Here is an 18,278-nt window from a genome sequence, read left to right as displayed (position 1 = left end):
ATCTGCGGCAATAGAGGAGAGGCAGCATGACCGAAGGTAGTGAGGTGATCCTGCGGCGCTGGTCGGCGCGCATCCGCACCGCCGACGAGCGGGCCTATGCCGACTATATCCTCGCGACCGGGCTCGACGACTATCGCGCGACGCCAGGCAACCTTGGTTACCAGATGCTGTTCCGCGCGCTCGGCGACGGATCGAGCGAAGTGACGACATTGAGCTGGTGGGCCTCGCTGACGGCGATCGAGGCGTTTGCCGGGGCGGACCCGACGTTGGCGCGCTACTATCCCGAGGACGACCGTTTCCTGCTCGACCGTCCCGAGCGCGTCGAGCATCACCGCGTGGCGGCGGGATCTGACGTGGTGACGCTGGCGGGCGGATGATAAGCAGCACTACCTGCCGACTCGACGGAGCCATGCCATGTCGGACACGCCCCCGCGGGCCACCGTCACCGCGATCATCCCGTGCAACGATCTCGACGCTGCGGAGGCATGGTGGAACCGCCTCGGCTTCAGCCGCCCGGCGGATCAGGGCTATGACGACTATCGGATGCTCTCGGACGGCGAAGGCGGCGAGGTGCATCTCAATCGGGCGGTCGAGGGCTGGCTGGTGCCCGGCCGCAATCCCTTCGGCGTCTACCTCTACACCCCGCGCGTCGACGCGATCGCCGTGGCGATGCGCGACGCGATCATCGAACGCGAGAAGCGGCCAACCCGCAAGGAATGGGGGATGTACGAGTTCGCCCTCAATGGCCCCGACGATCTATTGGTCCGGATCGGCTGGCCGAGCGAGCTGATCGGCAGCTAGGCCACTCCGAACGGCACCACCATGTTGAGCGCCGCATGGCCGATGCTGGCGCGCCCCAGATAGGGCACGCCCATCTCCTTGCACCAGCGCTCCATCATCTGCTCCAGCGTCTCGCCGAACTCGACCTCGGTGTCGCCATCGGGCACGTCGGTCACCGCGCCGAGCCGCACCCCGGCGATGCCGCGCAACTGCGTGGCGTTGGCCATCTGGAACAGCATCCGGTCGATCCGGTAATAGGATTCCGATACCTCCTCGAGATAGAGGATATGGTCGGTGAGGTCCGGCACCCACGGCGTCCCCAGCATCGCCGTCAGGATCGCGAGGTTGAATGCCGCCGCCGGCCGCCCGTCGAGCGTCGGCTCCAGTACCTTGCGATCGCGATCGACCAGCCAGCCGAGCGCGCGTCCCACCGGAACCCCGCCGCTCGCCTCGCTGACGTTGGAGGCCATCGGCCCGTGCACCGGCTTGCCGATCCGCCGCGCATAGAGCGCGCCCAGCATGAAGCCCATGTCGGAAAAGCCCATGTAGCTCTTCTCGCGCGCCGCCGGCCCGAGCTGCGGCATCACCGCCTCGAGAATGCGGTTGGAGCCATAGCCGCCGCGCGCGAACCAGATCGCATCGACGTCAGGATCGTTGGCGTATCTGAGGAAGGTCTCGGCCCTGAGCGCGTCCGGCCCGGCGAAATGCCCCTCCACCACGAAGCATTGCGGATCGAACACCAGCTCGACCTGCGGGTAATAGAGCGCCGCGAACGCCGACACGCGCGCGGCCCCGGCCTGGCTGATCGACCGTGCGGGGGCGCAGACCGCGATGCGCATTCAGGTCACCTTCCGTTCGACACCAATGCGGCAAGCCTCCCTTGCCCTTGACCGGCGGGACGGATAGCCCGCGCTGATGCTTTCCGGCAAATCCTTCTTCTTCGTCGGCGTCGGCGGCTCGGGCATGATGCCGCTGGCGATGATCCTCGCCGGCCGCGGTGCCCGTGTCGCGGGATCGGACCGCAGCCTCGACCAGGGGCGCGTCCCCGCCAAGTTCGACGCCCTGCGCGCGCTCGGTGTCGCGCTGTTCCCGCAGGACGGCAGCGGCGTCGTCTCGCCCGATCAGACCGTGGTCGCTTCCGCGGCAGTGGAAGCAACCGTGCCGGACATGGTCGCGGCCGAGCGCGTCGCCGCCCCGCGCATGAGCCGCGCCGAGCTGCTCGCCAGCCTGTTCAACCAGGCGGCACTGCCGATCGGTGTCGCCGGCACCAGCGGCAAGTCGACCGTCACCGGCATGATCGGCTGGATCCTCCACGCCGCCGGCCGCGATCCCACGGTGATGAACGGCGCGGTGATGAAGAACTTCGCCTCGCCCGACGCGCCCTTCGCAAGTGCGCTGGTGGGGCAGGGCGACGCCTTCGTCAGCGAGGTCGACGAGAGCGACGGTTCGATCGCGCTCTACCAGCCCAGGATCGCGGTACTCAACAACGTCAGCCTCGATCACAAGTCCTTGGACGAATTGAACGACCTGTTTGCCGCCTTCATCGCCAAGGCGGAGGTCGCGGTGATCAACACCGGCAACGCCGAGGCCGCGCGCCTGGCGATGACGCTGCCCCGCAACCGGCTGGTGACGGTGGCGGTGGAGGAGCCGGCCGACCTTACCGCCGCCAACATCGCCGAGGAGCCGTTCGCCGTCGCCTTCGACCTCGCTGAGGCGGACGAGAGGGTACGTGTCCGCCTGGCCGTCCCCGGCCGCCACAACGTCGCCAACGCGATCGCCGCGATCGGCGCCGCGCGGGCGGCGGGTATCCCGCTCGGGCAGGCGGCGCAGGCGATCGCCGGCTTCACGGGCCTGCGCCGCCGCTTCGAGCTGGTCGGCGAGGGCGGCGGCGTCGCGGTGATCGATGACTTCGGTCACAACCCCGACAAGATCGCCGCGACGCTGGCGACGCTCCACGCCTTCCCCGGCCGGTTGCTCCTGCTGTTCCAGCCGCACGGCTTCGGCCCGCTCAAGGTGATGCGGCGCGAGCTGGTCGAGACCTTCGTCACCGGCCTCGCCGCCGAGGACGTGCTGGTGCTGCCCGACCCGGTCTACATGGGCGGCACCGTCACCCGCGAGGTGACCAGCGCCGACATCGTCACCGACGTCGCCGCTTCGGGCCGCCATGCCCTCCACATTCCGGATCGCGCCGCCGCCGCCGCGCATCTGGTCGCCGAGGCGCGGCCCGGCGACCGTATCGTCGTGATGGGCGCGCGCGACGATACGCTGAGCCTGCTCGCGGCGGACTTGGTCGAATCGCTCCGCGGCCGCGCCGATTGAGAGGGACTCGCGCCAGCTCTTGGTCTAATCTGTTCCGGCTGGATCAGGAGGCTCACATGCGATTCCCGATACTGCTTGTTGCCGCGCTGTCGATCCCTGGCGCGGCCGTCGCCCACCATGGCTGGAGCAGCTACGATGCCAAGGTGGTGAAGATCACCGCCCCGCTCGCCAATGTCTCCTGGGGCAACCCGCACGGCGGGGCCAAGGTGGCGTACCAAGGCAAGACCTGGGACGTAGTGCTTGCGCCGGTCGCTCGGATGGAGGCCCGCGGGCTTACCCGCGAGATGCTGGCGAACGGCAAGCCGGTGACGCTCGAAGGCTATCCGCGCAAGGACGGCACGCCGGAGATGCGGATCGAACGCGTCACCGTCGCCGGAAAGACGGTCGAGCTGCGCTAGTTGCTCGAGAATTTCGCCGCATCGATCGAGGCCAGCGCCTTCGGCATGGCCGCGCGGGAATCGGCGTGGCTCTATCCGGCCGCCAACCTCGTTCACCTCCTCGGTCTCGTCTGCCTGGTCGGCGGCATCGGCGTGGTCGACCTGAGGCTGGTCGGCGCTTTCCGCACGCTGCCGCTCGCCACCCTCTCGCGAGCGCTGACTCCGATCGCGATTGCCGGCCTCCTGATGCTGGCGGCGAGCGGTCCCGTCCTGTTCGCAGCGGACGCTACCGCCCTGATCCGATCCCCGCGCTTCCTGACCAAGCTCGCGCTCATCGCCGTCGCGCTCGCCAACGCATTGGCCTTCCGCTTCTGGTGGCGGGGCGGGGAGACGCCGTCCTGGCCTCTGCGGATGCTGGCGGGCGCCTCGCTCCTCCTCTGGCTCACCGTCGCCGCCCTCGGCCGCCTGATCGCCTACGCGTAGGCGGATTAGAGCAGCTGCAGTGCTCCTGCGAAAGCAGGAGCCCAGGCCACAAACGTGCCCATGGTCAAGGCTCCTGCTTTGGTAGGGGCAGGATTCCAACTCGACCTCGTTTTGCTTTGACGTGCAAGCTTTTCAAATTGCAAAGTGTGCTTGACATAATTCGCGCCGACGAGTAAAGTGTCCTTGTCAGAAATTACAGGACGCTTGTCATGCGCTTCTCACCCGCCCAGAAACGGTACAATCGAACGATCCTGCTGCTGAGCAGCGCCTATGCGGTGCTGCTCGTCGGCGCCGTCTATCTCCTGTCGCGGCATCTCGTGTCTGGTCCGCTGGCCTATGTAATCGGCGTCTTGCCCGCGCTGCCGGTCACCGGATTCTTCCTTGCGATGGGACGTTACCTCTTCGACGAGAGCGACGAATATCTGCGCGTGCTGCAGGTGAGGCAGCTGCTGGTCGCGACCGGCGTGATGCTCGCGGCCTCGACGATCTGGGGCTTTCTGGAAGGGTTCGCGCTCGTGCCGCACGTCGTCGCCTATACTTGGCCGATTCTGTGGCTCGGCGGCCTGCTGCTCGGCGCCTGCATCAACAGGCTGACGCTGCGAGGCCGCGAATGAGGAACCGCCTCAAGGTGCTCCGCGCCGAGCGCGACTGGAGCCAGCAGGATCTCGCCGACCGGCTCGGCGTCTCGCGCCAGAGCGTCAACGCGATCGAGACCGGGCGCTACGATCCCTCGCTGCCGCTCGCCTTCAAGATCGCCGACGTCTTCGGGCTCGCCATCGAAGCCATCTTCGTCAATCCCGCCAAGGAGACCGACCAATGACCCCCGCCGCCAAGGGGCGCCTGATCGCGGCGATCGCGCTGCCGTTCCTGCTGTTCAACGCCTTTCCCAACCACAGCGATTCCTTGCACCGGGCAGTAGAGGCCCTCCTCGCCACAAAGTGAGTTGACGCTTTCCCGCCGCTCGGCTCCAACGAGCGGCAAGGGGGAATCGCGATGGACATGCAGCAGGGGACCGCGCCGCACAGCGCCTTCGAATTCCACGGCGACTGGCGCGAGTTCGCGCCGATCGCCTTCACCAATCTGCTGCTGACGATCGTCACGCTCGGCATCTACGCCTTCTGGGCGCGCACCCGCGAGCGGCGTTACCTGTGGAGCCGCACCCGCTTCATCGACGATCGGCTCGAATGGACCGGTACGGGACTGGAACTGTTCGTCGGCTATCTGATGGCGCTGCTGTTCTTCCTGGTTCCGTTCGCGCTGCTCAACCTGCTGCTGCAGGGCATGGTGTTGCGCGGCCACCCGGGCGCGGCGGGACTGCTGGTCTTCCTGCTCTATCTGCTGCTGCTCTATCTGGTCGGCGTCGCGATCTTCCGCGCCATCCGCTACCGGCTCAGCCGTACCTTCTGGCACGGTATCCGCGGCGGCAGCGATACGCAGGGGCTCGCCTATGGCTGGCAGCATCTCTGGCGCACGCTGCTCGGCTTCCTCGCATTCGGCCTGATGGTGCCATGGTCGATGACCAGCTTGTGGAACCGGCGCTGGCGCGAGATGAGCTTCGGCCCCTACCGCTTCGAGGCCAACGCCGACTGGAACCACATCATCGGCCGCTATCTGATCTTCTATCTGGTGCCGATCGCATTGTTCGTCGGCCTGTTCCTGATCGGCATGATGACGGCAATGACCGTCGGCTCCAGCCGGGAGCCGAGCGTGATGGCGATCGTGCTGGCGACCGTCTTCATCCTCGGCTTCTACGGCCTGCTCGGCGCGGTCGCGCTGTTCTTCTACTCGGCCTATTACCGCGAGGCGGTCGGCGCGCTGGAGCTGGGACCGCTCGCCTTCGACTTCACCGCGCGGACCAGGGACTGGATCCTCCTGTTCCTCGGCAATATTGGCCTCGTCTTGGTGACGTTCGGCGTCGGCATGCTGTTCGTGCCCTACCGCAACTGGAAGTTCTTCATCACCCACATCGAGGCCTATGGCGAGCTCCACCTCGACGAGCTGACGCAGTCGGAGACGCGCGCGCCGACCCAGGGCGAAGGGCTGCTCGATGCGTTCGACGTGGGTGCCTTCTGATGAAGGCAGGCGATGTCGGCGCCTTCTGACGCGGCGGCCGTCTGGCATTACGACGGCCTCAGCGCCGTCCGGCGTGAGGCGCTGCTGGTGCCGGACGGGGCGAGCTTCACGCTGATCGAGGGCGAGGGCGCCGTCGGCCCCTTCGCCTTCGCCGACCTGGTCGGCCACGGCCGCATCGATGGCCGCCACCAATATGGACTGAAGGGCCGCCCCGGCTGGCGCATCGCCATCGCCGAGCCGATCCCGTCCGCGGTGCTGGTGCGGCTGCCCGGCGAGCAGCGCTACGGCGGGATCGTCGACAGACTCGGCCTCGTCTACGGCACGCTGATCTTCGCCGGCATCGCGGCTCTGGCGCTGCTCGGCCTGTCCTTCGCTCCATCGGTCGCGGCGCGGCTGATGCCGCCAGTGATGGAGCGGCGGCTCGGCGACCTGATGGTCGGCGACTTCGGCGGCCGCACCTGCAAGGCACCCGCCGGCGCCGCCGCGCTCCAGGCGCTGACCGACCGGCTCGGCCCTGCGGTGGGCGATGCCGACATCCACGTGGTCAACGTACCGATCGTCAACGCGGTGACATTGCCCGGCGGCCATGTGCTGATCTTCCAGGGTCTGCTCCGGGATGCCAGGTCGCCCGACGAGGTCGCCGGCGTGATCGCGCATGAGCTCGGCCACGTCGCGCACCGTGACGTGCTGGCGTCGCTGATCCGCCAGCTCGGGCTCAGCGTGGTGCTGGGCGGCCTCGACGGCAACGTCGGCGGCTACACCAATGCGCTGCTCTCCGCCGGCTACAGTCGCAGCGCGGAGGCGAGCGCGGACGCCTTCGCGATCGATGCGCTGAGAGAGGCGCAGGTCTCCCCCCTCGGCACCGCCGCCTTCTTCGACCGGCTCGGCAAGGGGGAGGCGAAGCTCGGCGCGTCGCTCCGCGTGCTCGGCTATCTCTCCAGTCATCCGCTGTCGAGCGACCGCCAGCGCCTGTTCCGCGCCAGCGCCCGCGGGCAGATCTACCGTCCCGCCCTGGACGCGCAGCAATGGGCGGCGCTGCGCACCATCTGCACGGCCGATCCCGACGTCAGCAAGTCCGAGATGCGATTTTAGGCCCCAATTCCTCCCCGAGCTTGCTCGGGGAGGGGGACCAGCCGAAGGCTGGTGGAGGGGAAGAATCCTGCCGTTGCGCATTTCCCCTCCACCCCGCGATTTCATCGCGCGGTCCCCCTCCCCGAGCAAGCTCGGGGAGGATTGAGCTCACGAAATCGCTGTCCTACGTGGGCACCGCCATGACCGAACGCCAGCTCGCCCATCATCACACCCCCGGCGCCGGCCCGACGGTGATGTTCCTCCCGGGCTATGCCTCGGACATGAGCGGCACCAAGGCGCTGGCGATCGAGGACTGGGCACGTGCGAAGGGCCGGGCGTGCCTGCGGTTCGACTATTCCGGCTGCGGCGCCAGCCCGGGCGCGTTCGAGGACGGTACGCTCGACATCTGGCGCGACGACGTGCTGTGGCTGATCGACCATGTCCTCGAGGGGCCGGTGGTGCTGGTCGGCTCGTCGATGGGCGGGTGGATCATGCTGCTGGCGGCGCTCGCCCGGTCGGATCGCATCGCCGGCTTGGTGGGCATCGCCCCGGCGCCCGACTTCACCGACTGGGGCTTCACCCAGGAGCAGAAGATGACCCTGCTCGCCGAAGGCCGGCTGGAGCAACCCTCTCAATATGCGCCCGAGCCGACCGTCACCACCCGCGCCTTCTGGTCCTCGGGCGAAGCCAACCGGCTGCTGCACGGCGCCATCGCCGTCGATGCGCCGGTTCGCCTCGTCCACGGCCAGGCCGATCCCGACGTGCCATGGACGCTGAGCCTCGACCTCATGCGCCTCATCCGTTCACCCGACGTGCAGGCGACCTTCGTCAAGGACGGCGACCACCGCCTCTCGCGGGAGAGCGACATCGCGCTGATCCTGCGCACGATCGAAGGTCTGCCATGATCCTGCTGCCGCTGCTGCTCCAGACCGTCGCGCCGGTCGAGACGCCCGAAGCGCGTTTCGACCGCTGCGTCGATCTCGCCACCGGCAGCGATCCGGCGCAGGGCGCGGCGGAGGCGTCGGCGTGGCGGCTCGCCGGCGGCGGCTTCCTTGCCCGCCAGTGCCTCGGCATGGCCTATGCGCGCTCAGGCAACTTCGCCGGTGCGGCGGGTGCCTTCGCCGAGGCGGCGCACGAGGCCGAGGTCGCGCACGATGCCCGCGCCGCCAACTATTGGGCACAGGCGGGCAATGCCTGGCTGGCGGCCGGTGATCCGGTGAAGGCGCGCACGGCGCTCAATGCGGCGCTTTCCAGCGGTACGCTCACCGGCCTGCCGCTCGGGGAGGCGCAGCTCGATCGCGCCCGCGCCGCCGTCGCCTCGGGGAACCTCCTTGCCGCGCGCGAGGACATCGACAAGGCGCTGACGAGCGCCGCCGACGATCCGCTCGCCTGGCTGCTCTCGGCGACGCTGGCGCGGCGCATGGGCGACCTCGACCGGGCGCGGAAGGACATCGGCGAGGCGCTCAAGCGATCCTCGGACGACGCCCAGGTCCAGCTCGAGGCCGGCAACATTGCCGCCGCCGCGGGCGACGAGACCGGCGCGAGGGCGGGCTGGCAGAAGGCGGCCGAGCTGGCGCCGGACAGCCCCGCCGCTGCGGCGGCGCGCAAGGCGCTTGAGCAGTTCGGCGCCAAGTAATTCTGTCATCCCGGCGGAAGCCGGGATCCAGGGTTCCGAGCGACGACTTATCTGGCTCTGGATCCCGGCTTTCGCCGGGATGACGGCGACATTATCTGACCTCTCGAGGTCACAGGAGGCACGCAGCGATGAAGTATCTCCACACCATGATCCGCGTCGCCGATCCCGACGCGACGATCCGCTTCTTCGAGCTGCTGGGACTCAAGGAGGTCCGGCGCATGGAGAACGACAAGGGCCGTTTCACCCTCATCTTCCTCGCCGCGCCCGAGGACCTGAACGGCCCCGGCGAGCGCGCCCGCGCCGAGGTGGAGCTCACCTACAACTGGCCGCCTGAGAACGGCGAGCCCGAGCGCTATGCCGGCGGCCGCAACTTCGGCCATCTCGCCTATCGCGTCGATAATATCTACGAGACCTGCCAGCGGCTGATGGACGCCGGCGTCACCATCAACCGCCCACCGCGCGATGGCCATATGGCGTTCGTGCGCACCCCCGACGGCATCTCGATCGAGCTGCTCCAGGACGGTGTGCTGGAGCCGGCCGAGCCCTGGGTGTCGATGCCGAACACGGGCGAGTGGTGATGGCGCGCTGGCCCGACCGGCGCTTCCTCGACCTGACCGGCGCCGAGGTGCCGATCGTGCAGGCGCCGATGGCGAACTCCGGCGGCGTGGCTCTGGCGGCGGCGGCGCTGCGGGGCGGTGCGCTCGGGTCGCTGCCCTGTGCGATGCTGACGCCGCAGCAGCTGGTGGTGCAGGCGGCGGAGCTGCGCGACCAGGCCGAGGGGCCGATCAACCTCAACTTCTTCTGCCATGACCTGGTGGACGCCGACGACGGCGCCTGGCGCGAGGTGCTGGCGCCCTTCTATGCGGAGGAAGGCGTGGAGCCGGGCCCGCCGCCGCCGCTCCGCCGGCCGTTCGACGCGGCGATGGCCGAAGCGGTCGAAGCGGTGCGGCCGGAGGTGGTGAGCTTTCACTTCGGCCTGCCTGCGCCAGGTCTCCTCGAGCGGGTGCGGCGGGCCGATGCGGTCGTGCTCGGCAGCGCGACGACGGTGGACGAGGCCCGCTGGCTCGCCGATCGCGGCGTCGACGCGGTGATCGCGCAAGGGGCCGAGGCCGGCGGGCATGCGGGCTGGTTCCTCGACGGCCACCGCCCGACGCCGCTTGCCGAACTCCTGCGCGGCATTCTCCAAACGGTTTCCCTGCCGGTGATCGCCGCCGGCGGGATCGTCGACGCGCAGAGCGCGGCCGAGGCGCTGACCGCCGGAGCGAGCGCGGTGCAGATCGGCACCGCTTATCTCGCCACGCCCGAAAGCAGCGTCAGCGCGCCGCACCGGGCGCTGCTCGGCACGCCGGTCGAGACGGTCTTCACAACGCTCTTCTCCGGCCGCCAGGCACGGGGCATCCGCAACCGGCTGATCGAGGTGCTCGGACCGACGCACCCGGCTGTGCCCCCGTTCCCGCACGCCTCCGCGGCGCTGGCACCCCTTCGTGCCGCCGCCGAAGCCGGCGGGCGGGGCGACTATTCGCCGATGTGGGCTGGCGCCGGCGTCGCCCGGGTCCGTGCCGAACCGGCCCAGGCCCTCACCGAACGGCTCGCCGCCGAAATCCTCGCGCTTCTGGAGACCGCATCATGACCGACCTCGAGATCGTCCGCGTCCCCGCCTTCGACGACAACTATATCTGGCTGGTTCATGACCCCGTGTCGAACGAGACGCTGGTGATCGACCCGGGCGACGCCGCCCCCGCGCTGGCCGCGGCGAAGGAGCGGGGCTGGACGATCACCCAGATTTGGAACACCCACTGGCACCCCGATCACGTCGGCGGCAACCAGGCGGTCAAGGATGCGACCGGCGCGCTGGTTACCGGCCCGGCAGCGGAGGCGGCGAAGATCCCGACGCTCGACCGCACCGTCGCCGAGGGCGATACGGTGAAGCTCGGTGCCCATATCGCGAGGGTGCTCGACACGCCCGCCCACACCGCCGGGCACATCAGCTACGTGTTCGACCAGGACGGCCTGCTCTTTCCCGGCGACACCATCTTCGCGATGGGCTGCGGCCGGCTGTTCGAGGGAACGGCGGCGGACATGTACGCCGCCATGCGCAAATATGCCGCGCTGCCGCCCGAGACCCAGGTGTTCGCGGCACACGAATATACCCAGTCGAACGGCCGCTACGCCCTCGTCGCCGAGCCCGACAACGACGCGATCAAGGCGCGCATGGTCGAGGTCGATCGCCTGCGCGCTGCGGGCAAGGCGACGTTGCCTACCACTATCGGCGAGGAGCTTGCCACCAACCCCTTCCTGCGCGCATCATCGCCGGAGGAACTGGGCGAGCGCCGCGGAGCGAAAGATGTTTTCCGCGGTTGACTCCGTCATGGTTCACATGGGGACCATGGAGGTTGTGATGAAACCGATTGCCCTGTGTTGCTTACTTCTGGTTGCCGGCTGCACCGCCACGGCCGAGGACGTCGCCCGTGCCGATGCGGCCCAGGCGCGCGAGCAGGCGCGGCTCGACAAGGCGCTGACGGGCTATCAGCCCGGCAAGCCGCAGAGCTGCATCAACCCGTTCGGCAATTCCAACGTCTCGATCTACGGCGAGACTTTGCTGTACCGCGACGGGAGTCGTTACTGGCTCAACAAGCCGACCGGCGGCTGCTTCGGCCTGAAGCGCGACGACATCATCGTGACGAAGAGCTACGGCGGCCAACTCTGCCGCGGCGACATCGTCCGCACCGTCGATCGCAGCAGCGGCTTCCCGAGCGGCGCTTGCTCGTTCGGGGATTTCGTACCCTACACCAAGCCGCGGAGCTAGGACGATGCGCGCCGGGTTGCTGATCGCACTCGCCCTCGCCGGCTGCGCGGGCGACCAGGAGCGCGTGGCGAAGGCCGAACGGCGCGAGGCGAGCGAGCTTGCCTCGCGCCTGGAGGGCCGCGTGGCGGGCAAGCCGGAGCGCTGCGTCGACGTGCAGCGGCTCCAGGGGCCGCAGCCCTACGGCGGCAGGACGCTGATCTACAACGACGGCTCGCGGCTGTGGCGCAACGACGTCATCGGCCAGTGTCCGGGCCTGTGGGGTGATCCGGTGATCATCGCCGACGTCTACGGCAGCCAGCTGTGCCGCAACGACCGTTTCCGCACCGTCCAGCGCGGTGGCGGCAATATCCCGTCGGCATACTGCCGCCTTGGCGACTTCACGCCCTACACCAAGCCTTAGAGGACATAGCGGCTGAGGTCTGTGTTGCGGGCGATACCGGCGAGCTGGCGGTCGACATAGGCCGCGTCGATCGTCAGCGTGGCGCCGGCGCGGTCCTCGGCGTCGAAGCTCACTTCCTCGAGCAGCTTCTCCATCACCGTCTGCAGGCGGCGGGCGCCGATGTTCTCGACCTCGGCGTTGACCTCCGCGGCGATGCGGGCGACGGCGCGGATGCCGTCCGGGGTGAAATCGATCGTCACGCCTTCCGTCCCGATCAGCGCCTTGTACTGCTCGGGCAGCGAGGCTTTGGTGTCGGAGAGGATCGCGATGAAATCCTCCTCCGTCAGCCCCTTCAGCTCGACGCGGATCGGGAGGCGGCCCTGGAGCTCGGGGAGCAGGTCGCTCGGCTTGGCGACGTGGAAGGCGCCCGAGGCGATGAAGAGGATGTGGTCGGTCTTCATCGGCCCGTATTTGGTGGCGACGGTCGTGCCCTCGATCAGCGGCAGCAGGTCGCGCTGCACGCCCTCGCGGCTGACCGAGCCGCCGCGGACGTCCGACACCGCGATCTTGTCGATCTCATCGAGGAAGACGATGCCGTTCGCTTCGGCGTCGGCAAGCGCGGTACGGCTGACCTCGTCCTGGTCGAGGCGCTTGTCGGCCTCCTCCTCGACCAGCTTGGCCCAGGCGGCGGGGACGGGGAGCTTGCGGCGCTTGAGGTTGCCCTGGCCGAACGCCTTGCCCATCATCTCGCCCAGGTTGATCATACCGACCTGGCCACCGCCCGGGATCTCGAACGGCATCTGCGGTGCGGCCTCCAGCTCGACCTCGATCTCGGTGGCGTCGAGATGGCCCTCCTCGAAGCGCTGGCGGAAGGCGGTGCGGGTCGCCTCGCTCGCGCCCTTGCCGGTGAGCGCGTCGAGCAGGCGCGCCATCGCCGCCTCCTCGGCCTTGTCCTTGACCGCGGCGCGGCGGCGCTCCTTCTCGAGCCGCACCGCCTCCTCGACGAGGTCGCGGGCGATCTGCTCGACGTCGCGGCCGACATAACCGACCTCGGTGAACTTGGTCGCCTCGACCTTCACGAACGGCGCGTCGGCGAGCTTCGCCAGGCGGCGGCTGATCTCGGTCTTGCCGCAGCCGGTCGGGCCGATCATCAGGATGTTCTTGGGGCTGACCTCGTCGCGCAGGTCCGGCGACAGCTGCTGCCGCCGCCAGCGGTTGCGCAGCGCCACCGCGACGGCGCGCTTCGCCTCGGCCTGGCCGATGATATGCTCGTCCAATGCGCGGACGATGGCTTTGGGGGTGAGGTTGTCGTTCATTCTCTTTCCGTCGCCCCGGCGGAGGCCGGAGCCGCTATGCGATTGGGTATTCCGCGAGCAACGTGGTGCTCAGGTCTCGCTGTCGAGCGTCTCCATGGTCAACCGGTCATTGGTATAGACGCAGACGTCGGCGGCGATCGCCATCGCCTTGCGGCAGATCGTCTCCGCGTCCTGCTCGTAATCGACCAGCGCCCGCGCGGCGGCGAGGGCGAAGTTGCCGCCCGATCCGATCGCCGCGACCCCGCCCTCCGGCTCCAGCACGTCGCCGTTGCCGGTGATCACCAGCGTGACAGCCTTGTCGGCGACGATCATCATCGCCTCCAGGTTGCGTAGGTACTTGTCGGTCCGCCAGTCCTTGGCGAGCTCGACTGCGGCGCGCAGCAGCTGGCCCTGGTGCCGCTCGAGCTTGGCCTCGAGCCGCTCGAACAGGGTGAAGGCGTCGGCGGTCGCGCCGGCGAAGCCGCCGATGACGCTGCCGTCACCGAGACGCCGTACCTTCTTGGCGTTGGGCTTCATGACCGTCTGGCCCTGGGAGACCTGGCCATCGCCGATCACGACGACGCGGCCGTTCTTGCGCACGGAGAGGATGGTGGTGCCGTGCCACACCGGTGTAGTCCCGCTCATGGCGCCGGATATGGAGCGGCCCCGATTGCAATCAAGGCTTCCCACGAACGGCGTAGCGGCGCATCGTTGCTCCAGCGACTCGAACAGCAAGGGGACTTCGAGATGGCTACGACACCTCCACCTGCTCCGACACCTGCGACCGGCGGCATCATCGACCGGATCAAGAACATCCTGCTCTCGCCCAAGCCCGAATGGGACCGGATCGATGCCGAGCCTATGACCGAGAAGGGCATCTTCACCGGCTGGGTGCTGCCGCTCGCGGCGATCGGGCCTGTCGCCGGGCTCATCGGCAGCCAGCTGTTCGGCTACGGCTACGGCGTCGTGTTCAAGCCGTCGCTGCTGGGCAGCCTGAGCTTCGCGATCGTCTGCTACGTGCTGGCGGTGATCGGCGTCTGGGTGCTGGCGAAGATCGTCGATTGGCTGGCGCCCAATTTCGGCGGGACCCGTAATCCGGTCTCGGCGCTGAAGGTGGTCGCCTTCTCCTATACCGCCAGCTTCGTCGGGGGCATCTTCGGCCTGGTGCCGATGCTCGGCATCCTCGGCGTCCTGTTCGGCCTCTACAGCCTCTATCTCCTCTATCTCGGCCTGCCGCGGCTGATGAAGGCGCCGCAGGACAAGGCGCTCGGCTACACCGTGGTGACGATCCTGTGCGCGATCGTGCTCTATATCGTGATCGGCGCGATCGCGACGACGGCCACCGCCAGCTTCATGGGCCCGGCGATGCTCGGAGGCGCCACCACCGCCGGATCGGTCGAGCTGCCCGGCGGCGGATCGGTCGACTTCGGCAAGCTGGAAACCGCCGCCAAGCAGATGGAAGCGAATGCCAATGCCGCGCAGGCAGCGGCGGCCGCCGGTGCGGCGGGCGCGGCCACGGTCAAGCCGATCGATCCCAACGCGCTTCAGGCGCTGCTGCCCACCGCGGCGGCGGGCTGGAACCGCACGGCGATCGAAAGCGCCAGCGCAGGCGCGGCCGGCGTCGCCGGATCGAACGCCAAGGGTGATTACAGCCGCGGCGACGACACTGCCCAGCTGTCGGTCACCGACATGGGAGCGATGGGCGGGCTCGCCGCACTCGGCAGCGCGTTCAACGTCCAGGCCAACCGTACCACCGAGACCGGCTTCGAGAAGACCGGACAGGTCGACGGTCGCATGACCACCGAGAAATGGGACAGCGGGTCGCGACATGGCGAATATTCGACGGTGGTGGCGAACCGGTTCGTCGTGTCGGTGGAAGGGGAAGCGGATAGCCTCGATACGCTGAAGGCGTTGGCGGCGACGGTGAATTTGAGCACGTTGGAGGGAATGGCGAAGTAGGTTCAGAAGCTCCTCCCCGGCATGGGGAGGGGGACCGCCGGCCGCAGGCCGGTGGTGGAGGGGGCCAGCCGCGAACGACAACCGATGTGGCTGGCCCCCTCCACCATTCGTCTGCGACGAATGGTCCCCCTCCCCGTGCCGGGGAGGAGCTTTTTTTACTTCTCCACTCCCTTCATCTTCCCCCATTGCCGGGCCACGGTGTAGCCGAGGTAGCCCGTCGCGAAGAGCGTGTAGAGCGGCTCGGGAATGCCGCTGAGGTAGCCGTTCATGCCCTTGGCGATCGCCTCCGCCGTCGCCGGTCGTATCGCGGCGATCAGCCCCATCGGGATGCTCCACAAGAGCAGCGCGTACATGACGTAGAGGAAGCTCGGCCGCGCCCGGCTGGTCCAGGGGTCGGCCGACTGCGCCTCGGCGAGCACCGCCGCCATCTGCGCCTTGACCAGCTCCATCTCCTGGCTGCCTTGGAGCTTCAGCAGCTCCAGCTTGGCGGCGTCGCGCGCCTTGGGGTCGGGGATGATCTTGTCGATGAGGCCGGCGACCGGCCCGATGAGTCCTTCGAGAATGCCCATTGTCCGCTCCGAATGCTGACCGCGGTTGATCCGAAAATGTTGACTAAATTGACTCGAGTGACGGTTGTCGGCGGCACCGCGGAAAGCCGCCGAAAGTCACGAAAGTCGCGCCTGCTTCGCGTACGCGCGCGCGAGTCACGATGAACCGATCCGGTTCGCGAGCCAGCCGTAGAGGAACGCCTCATTGGCTGGCCGGCGTTCGGCGAGGCTGATGTAATATTCGCCTTGCAGCGCCTCGATCGCCTTGAGCAGCACCGCTTCCCCCGCCGCGCCGCGCGTATCGATGAAGCCGGCGAGCGCGGTCAGCGTGCGCGGGCCGATCTGTCCGTCGACGGTGATGTCGGGATAATCGCTCTCGTTGCGGTTGAGCGCGTTGAGCGCGCGCTGGAGAAAGCGGGTTGCAATCGCCGGCCCCATGTTGACGCCGGTGTCGAACAGCTCCGCCGCCACGCGCTCGGCATGATCCGCGACGCGATCGTAGCCCGGCTGGGTCCAGTAGGTGCGGCGGTAGATCGCCGCGGCCTGCTCGCGCGGGAAGCTCCGCATGTCGCCGGTGTAGCCGTGCTGCCGTGCGGTCGCCTGGGTAATGCCCCAGCGAGTCGGGCCGCCGCGGTCGGCGGGGTGGTCGGAATAACCGCCCTCCCGGGCGATGACGTCGTCGATCAGTTGGTCGATATCCATATGCGCCTCCTTCGAGTCGCGGATAATAACCAAATAGGTTCAATGTAGGAAAGCTGTTTTGACATGCGGGCTCGCGGGCTGAGCGGTGCTAGCCCGTATACGCATGGAGAGGGGGAAGGTTCGGAAGGAGGAGCTTGTTCACGCAAAGGCGCGAAGGGAAGAAGAAGTGAATTGGTTCACGCGGAGACGCGGAGGACGCGGAGATACGTCGCTGGCCGCACGCTCAGCCGCGCCAGCGGCCTTCAGGCTTGGTGCTTGCCGCAGGCTGAAAGGTCTCGCTGACGCGAGACGGGGACTACAGGCGAGACATCTCTGCGTCCTCCGCGTCTCCGCGTGAACAAACTTCTTCTCTTCGCGCCTTTGCGTGAACCAATTCCTACGCCTTGACCGGCGGCGCATCCTCCCAGCCGCCGCCGAGCGCCTTGAACAGCGTGATCTGCGCGTCGGCGATCTGGGCATCGATCAGGGCGAGCTCGGCCTCGGCCTCGGCGAAGGTGCGCTCGGAGTCGAGCAGGGCAAGGCTGTCGATCTGACCCTCGCGCTGCTGGGCGCGGGTGATGCGGACCGCGATCTCGGCCTCGTTGCGCGCCGCCTGGAGGGCGGTGCGGCGGTCGAGCATGTGCGCATAGCCGGTGAGCGCGGTCTCGGTCTCCTCGAGCGAGCGCAGCACGGTGCCGTCGAAGGTCGCGAGCGCGGCCTGGGTGTCGGCCTCCGCTCCGGCGATGCGGGCGCGGGCGCGGGCCTGGTCGGTGAACGACCAGCTGATCAGCGGGCCGAGAAGCCAGCGAAGGGGGCCGGCGCCGAAGATGTCGCCGATATCGGTGCCGGTCGAGCCGATCGAGGCGCCGAGGCTGATGCGGGGATAGAGGTCGGCGGTGGCGACCCCGATGCGTGCGGTGGCGGCGGCGAGGCGGCGCTCGGCGGCGCGCACGTCCGGGCGCCGGGCGAGGAGGGCGGCGCCGTCGCCGACCGGGATCGGCTTGTCGAGGCGGAGCGTCGCGGTCCGCGCCTTGGCCACGTCGGGGAGGTCCGCCGGCGCGCGGCCGGTGAGCGTCGCCAGGCGGAACAGCGCGGCGTCGCGCTCGGCGGCGATCGAGGGCACCTCGGCCTGGCGCTGGTTGCGCAGCGCCGCGATGCGCGCGGTGTCGAGCCGGGTGGTGAGGCCGACCTGGGCGCGGCGGTCGGTGAGCTTCAGCGAACGGTCGAGCAGGCTGACGATGCGCTCGGCGACCGCGAGCCGCTCGGCGGCGCTGGCGGCGTCGGCATAGGCGCGCGCGGTCTCGGCGACGACCGAGACGCGCACCGCATCGGCATCGGCCTGGGCGGCGGCGACGTCGCCCCGCGCCGCCTCGACGTCGCGGGTGATGCGGCCGAACAGGTCGACTTCGTAGGAGACGTCGAGCCCGCCGTCGAGCAGCCAGTCCTCGCGCTTCACTCCCGGCCCGGTCTGGATCTCGGGCAGGCGGCGGTAGGTGGGATTGGCGCTGACGCCGACCTCGGGCAGCCGATCGGTGCGCACCTCGCGCAGCGACGCGCGGGCGCGGGCGAGGCGGGCGACCGCGACGCGCAGGTCGGTGTTGGCGGCGAGCGCGTCGGCGACCAGGCCGTCGAGGACGGGATCGTCGTAGAGGCGCCACCACTTGCCCTCGACGGGCGCGGTGGTGACCGCGGGCGTGTTCGTCGAGACGAACTTGCCCGAGGCGGTCTGCGGCGGGGTGGGGGCCTTGTAGTTCGGGCCGACGGCGCAGGCGGCGAGCGCGAGTGCCGAGGCTGTTGCGAGGAAGATACGCATGGTTTGCATCCTGCTTTCTCGATCACCCTCACCCTTCCCACCGCCTACGGCGGCGGGC

Annotated in this window: 24 protein-coding genes; 18 read left to right on the top strand and 6 right to left on the bottom strand. The window is 68.8% G+C overall.

Annotated elements, in window-relative coordinates; genetic code table 11:
• Nucleotides 1–26: 26 nt before the first annotated feature.
• Nucleotides 27–377 carry a hypothetical protein gene (locus AC2YHA_RS16310; RefSeq protein WP_487402447.1) on the top strand — a complete coding sequence of 117 codons (351 nt, stop codon included), beginning with the start codon at nt 27–29 and terminating at the stop codon, nt 375–377.
• 37 nt (nt 378–414) lie between these two features.
• Nucleotides 415–801, top strand: a complete 387-nt coding sequence (locus AC2YHA_RS16305) for a VOC family protein (RefSeq protein WP_487402446.1) — start codon at nt 415–417, stop codon at nt 799–801.
• On the opposite strand, the gene AC2YHA_RS16300 is transcribed toward AC2YHA_RS16305, so the two are convergent.
• Nucleotides 798–1,619: an LD-carboxypeptidase gene (locus AC2YHA_RS16300; RefSeq protein WP_233784051.1), complete on the bottom strand. Its 822-nt coding sequence runs from the start codon at nt 1,617–1,619 to the stop codon at nt 798–800. The two genes, AC2YHA_RS16305 and AC2YHA_RS16300, sit on opposite strands and share 4 nt — an antisense overlap.
• Before the next feature lie 76 nt (nt 1,620–1,695).
• Between AC2YHA_RS16300 and AC2YHA_RS16295 the strand changes: the two genes are divergently transcribed.
• The 15 genes from AC2YHA_RS16295 to AC2YHA_RS16225 all read left to right on the top strand — a co-directional run bounded on the left by AC2YHA_RS16295 (nt 1,696) and on the right by AC2YHA_RS16225 (nt 11,945).
• Entirely contained in the window at nt 1,696–3,099 is a 1,404-nt protein-coding gene (locus AC2YHA_RS16295; RefSeq protein WP_487402445.1) for a glutamate ligase domain-containing protein, read from the top strand.
• 56 nt (nt 3,100–3,155) lie between these two features.
• Complete coding sequence (locus AC2YHA_RS16290; protein ID WP_487402444.1) at nt 3,156–3,497, top strand: DUF6152 family protein; 342 nt, start codon at nt 3,156–3,158, stop codon at nt 3,495–3,497.
• Nucleotides 3,498–3,959, top strand: coding sequence for a DUF6644 family protein (locus AC2YHA_RS16285; protein WP_487402443.1), 462 nt, complete (start codon nt 3,498–3,500; stop codon nt 3,957–3,959).
• A gap of 209 nt (nt 3,960–4,168) precedes the next feature.
• On the top strand, nt 4,169–4,573 hold the full coding sequence (locus AC2YHA_RS16280; RefSeq protein WP_487402442.1) for a hypothetical protein: 405 nt from the start codon (nt 4,169–4,171) through the stop codon (nt 4,571–4,573).
• Nucleotides 4,570–4,779: a helix-turn-helix transcriptional regulator gene (locus AC2YHA_RS16275; protein ID WP_487402441.1), complete on the top strand. Its 210-nt coding sequence runs from the start codon at nt 4,570–4,572 to the stop codon at nt 4,777–4,779. The genes AC2YHA_RS16280 and AC2YHA_RS16275 overlap by 4 nt, the downstream gene beginning before the upstream one ends.
• On the top strand, nt 4,776–4,901 hold the full coding sequence (locus AC2YHA_RS16270; RefSeq protein WP_487402440.1) for a hypothetical protein: 126 nt from the start codon (nt 4,776–4,778) through the stop codon (nt 4,899–4,901). The genes AC2YHA_RS16275 and AC2YHA_RS16270 overlap by 4 nt, the downstream gene beginning before the upstream one ends.
• A gap of 51 nt (nt 4,902–4,952) precedes the next feature.
• On the top strand, nt 4,953–6,032 hold the full coding sequence (locus AC2YHA_RS16265) for a YjgN family protein (protein WP_233784045.1): 1,080 nt from the start codon (nt 4,953–4,955) through the stop codon (nt 6,030–6,032).
• A gap of 12 nt (nt 6,033–6,044) precedes the next feature.
• Nucleotides 6,045–7,124 (top strand): M48 family metallopeptidase, encoded by a 1,080-nt coding sequence (locus AC2YHA_RS16260; RefSeq protein ID WP_487402439.1) that lies wholly within the window; start codon nt 6,045–6,047, stop codon nt 7,122–7,124.
• A 179-nt stretch (nt 7,125–7,303) separates the two neighbouring features.
• Nucleotides 7,304–8,008 carry an alpha/beta fold hydrolase gene (locus tag AC2YHA_RS16255; RefSeq protein ID WP_487402438.1) on the top strand — a complete coding sequence of 235 codons (705 nt, stop codon included), beginning with the start codon at nt 7,304–7,306 and terminating at the stop codon, nt 8,006–8,008.
• Nucleotides 8,005–8,739, top strand: a complete 735-nt coding sequence (locus AC2YHA_RS16250) for a tetratricopeptide repeat protein (protein WP_487402437.1) — start codon at nt 8,005–8,007, stop codon at nt 8,737–8,739. The genes AC2YHA_RS16255 and AC2YHA_RS16250 overlap by 4 nt, the downstream gene beginning before the upstream one ends.
• Before the next feature lie 128 nt (nt 8,740–8,867).
• Complete coding sequence (locus tag AC2YHA_RS16245) at nt 8,868–9,317, top strand: VOC family protein (protein WP_487402436.1); 450 nt, start codon at nt 8,868–8,870, stop codon at nt 9,315–9,317.
• Nucleotides 9,317–10,369 carry an NAD(P)H-dependent flavin oxidoreductase gene (locus AC2YHA_RS16240; RefSeq protein ID WP_487402435.1) on the top strand — a complete coding sequence of 351 codons (1,053 nt, stop codon included), beginning with the start codon at nt 9,317–9,319 and terminating at the stop codon, nt 10,367–10,369. The genes AC2YHA_RS16245 and AC2YHA_RS16240 overlap by 1 nt, the downstream gene beginning before the upstream one ends.
• Nucleotides 10,366–11,100, top strand: a complete 735-nt coding sequence (gene gloB, locus AC2YHA_RS16235) for a hydroxyacylglutathione hydrolase (RefSeq protein WP_487402434.1) — start codon at nt 10,366–10,368, stop codon at nt 11,098–11,100. The genes AC2YHA_RS16240 and gloB overlap by 4 nt, the downstream gene beginning before the upstream one ends.
• A 37-nt stretch (nt 11,101–11,137) precedes the next feature.
• Entirely contained in the window at nt 11,138–11,545 is a 408-nt protein-coding gene (locus AC2YHA_RS16230; RefSeq protein ID WP_487402433.1) for a hypothetical protein, read from the top strand.
• 4 nt (nt 11,546–11,549) lie between these two features.
• Nucleotides 11,550–11,945, top strand: a complete 396-nt coding sequence (locus AC2YHA_RS16225; RefSeq protein ID WP_487402432.1) for a hypothetical protein — start codon at nt 11,550–11,552, stop codon at nt 11,943–11,945.
• Here AC2YHA_RS16225 and hslU read toward each other — a convergent pair.
• Together hslU and hslV are read right to left on the bottom strand one after the other, a co-directional pair.
• Nucleotides 11,942–13,240: an ATP-dependent protease ATPase subunit HslU gene (gene hslU, locus AC2YHA_RS16220; protein ID WP_487402431.1), complete on the bottom strand. Its 1,299-nt coding sequence runs from the start codon at nt 13,238–13,240 to the stop codon at nt 11,942–11,944. The genes AC2YHA_RS16225 and hslU overlap by 4 nt on opposite strands.
• Nucleotides 13,241–13,309: 69 nt before the next feature.
• Nucleotides 13,310–13,864: an ATP-dependent protease subunit HslV gene (gene hslV / locus AC2YHA_RS16215; RefSeq protein WP_233784035.1), complete on the bottom strand. Its 555-nt coding sequence runs from the start codon at nt 13,862–13,864 to the stop codon at nt 13,310–13,312.
• A 102-nt stretch (nt 13,865–13,966) separates the two neighbouring features.
• Here hslV and AC2YHA_RS16210 point away from each other — a divergent pair, with 102 nt between their 5' ends.
• Nucleotides 13,967–15,178 carry a Yip1 family protein gene (locus AC2YHA_RS16210; protein ID WP_487402430.1) on the top strand — a complete coding sequence of 404 codons (1,212 nt, stop codon included), beginning with the start codon at nt 13,967–13,969 and terminating at the stop codon, nt 15,176–15,178.
• Nucleotides 15,179–15,333: 155 nt separating this feature from the next.
• On the opposite strand, the gene AC2YHA_RS16205 is transcribed toward AC2YHA_RS16210, so the two are convergent.
• The 3 genes from AC2YHA_RS16205 to AC2YHA_RS16195 all read right to left on the bottom strand — a co-directional run bounded on the left by AC2YHA_RS16205 (nt 15,334) and on the right by AC2YHA_RS16195 (nt 18,229).
• On the bottom strand, nt 15,334–15,747 hold the full coding sequence (locus tag AC2YHA_RS16205) for a holin family protein (protein WP_233784033.1): 414 nt from the start codon (nt 15,745–15,747) through the stop codon (nt 15,334–15,336).
• 135 nt (nt 15,748–15,882) lie between these two features.
• Complete coding sequence (locus AC2YHA_RS16200) at nt 15,883–16,428, bottom strand: glycoside hydrolase family 108 protein (RefSeq protein WP_487402429.1); 546 nt, start codon at nt 16,426–16,428, stop codon at nt 15,883–15,885.
• 376 nt (nt 16,429–16,804) lie between these two features.
• Nucleotides 16,805–18,229, bottom strand: a complete 1,425-nt coding sequence (locus AC2YHA_RS16195; RefSeq protein WP_487402428.1) for an efflux transporter outer membrane subunit — start codon at nt 18,227–18,229, stop codon at nt 16,805–16,807.
• Between the last annotated feature and the right edge of the window lie 49 nt (nt 18,230–18,278).

It is taken from the genome of Sphingomonas sp. SRI_018 (assembly GCF_057586275.1).
This window is presented reverse-complemented; position numbering and strand designations above follow the sequence as displayed.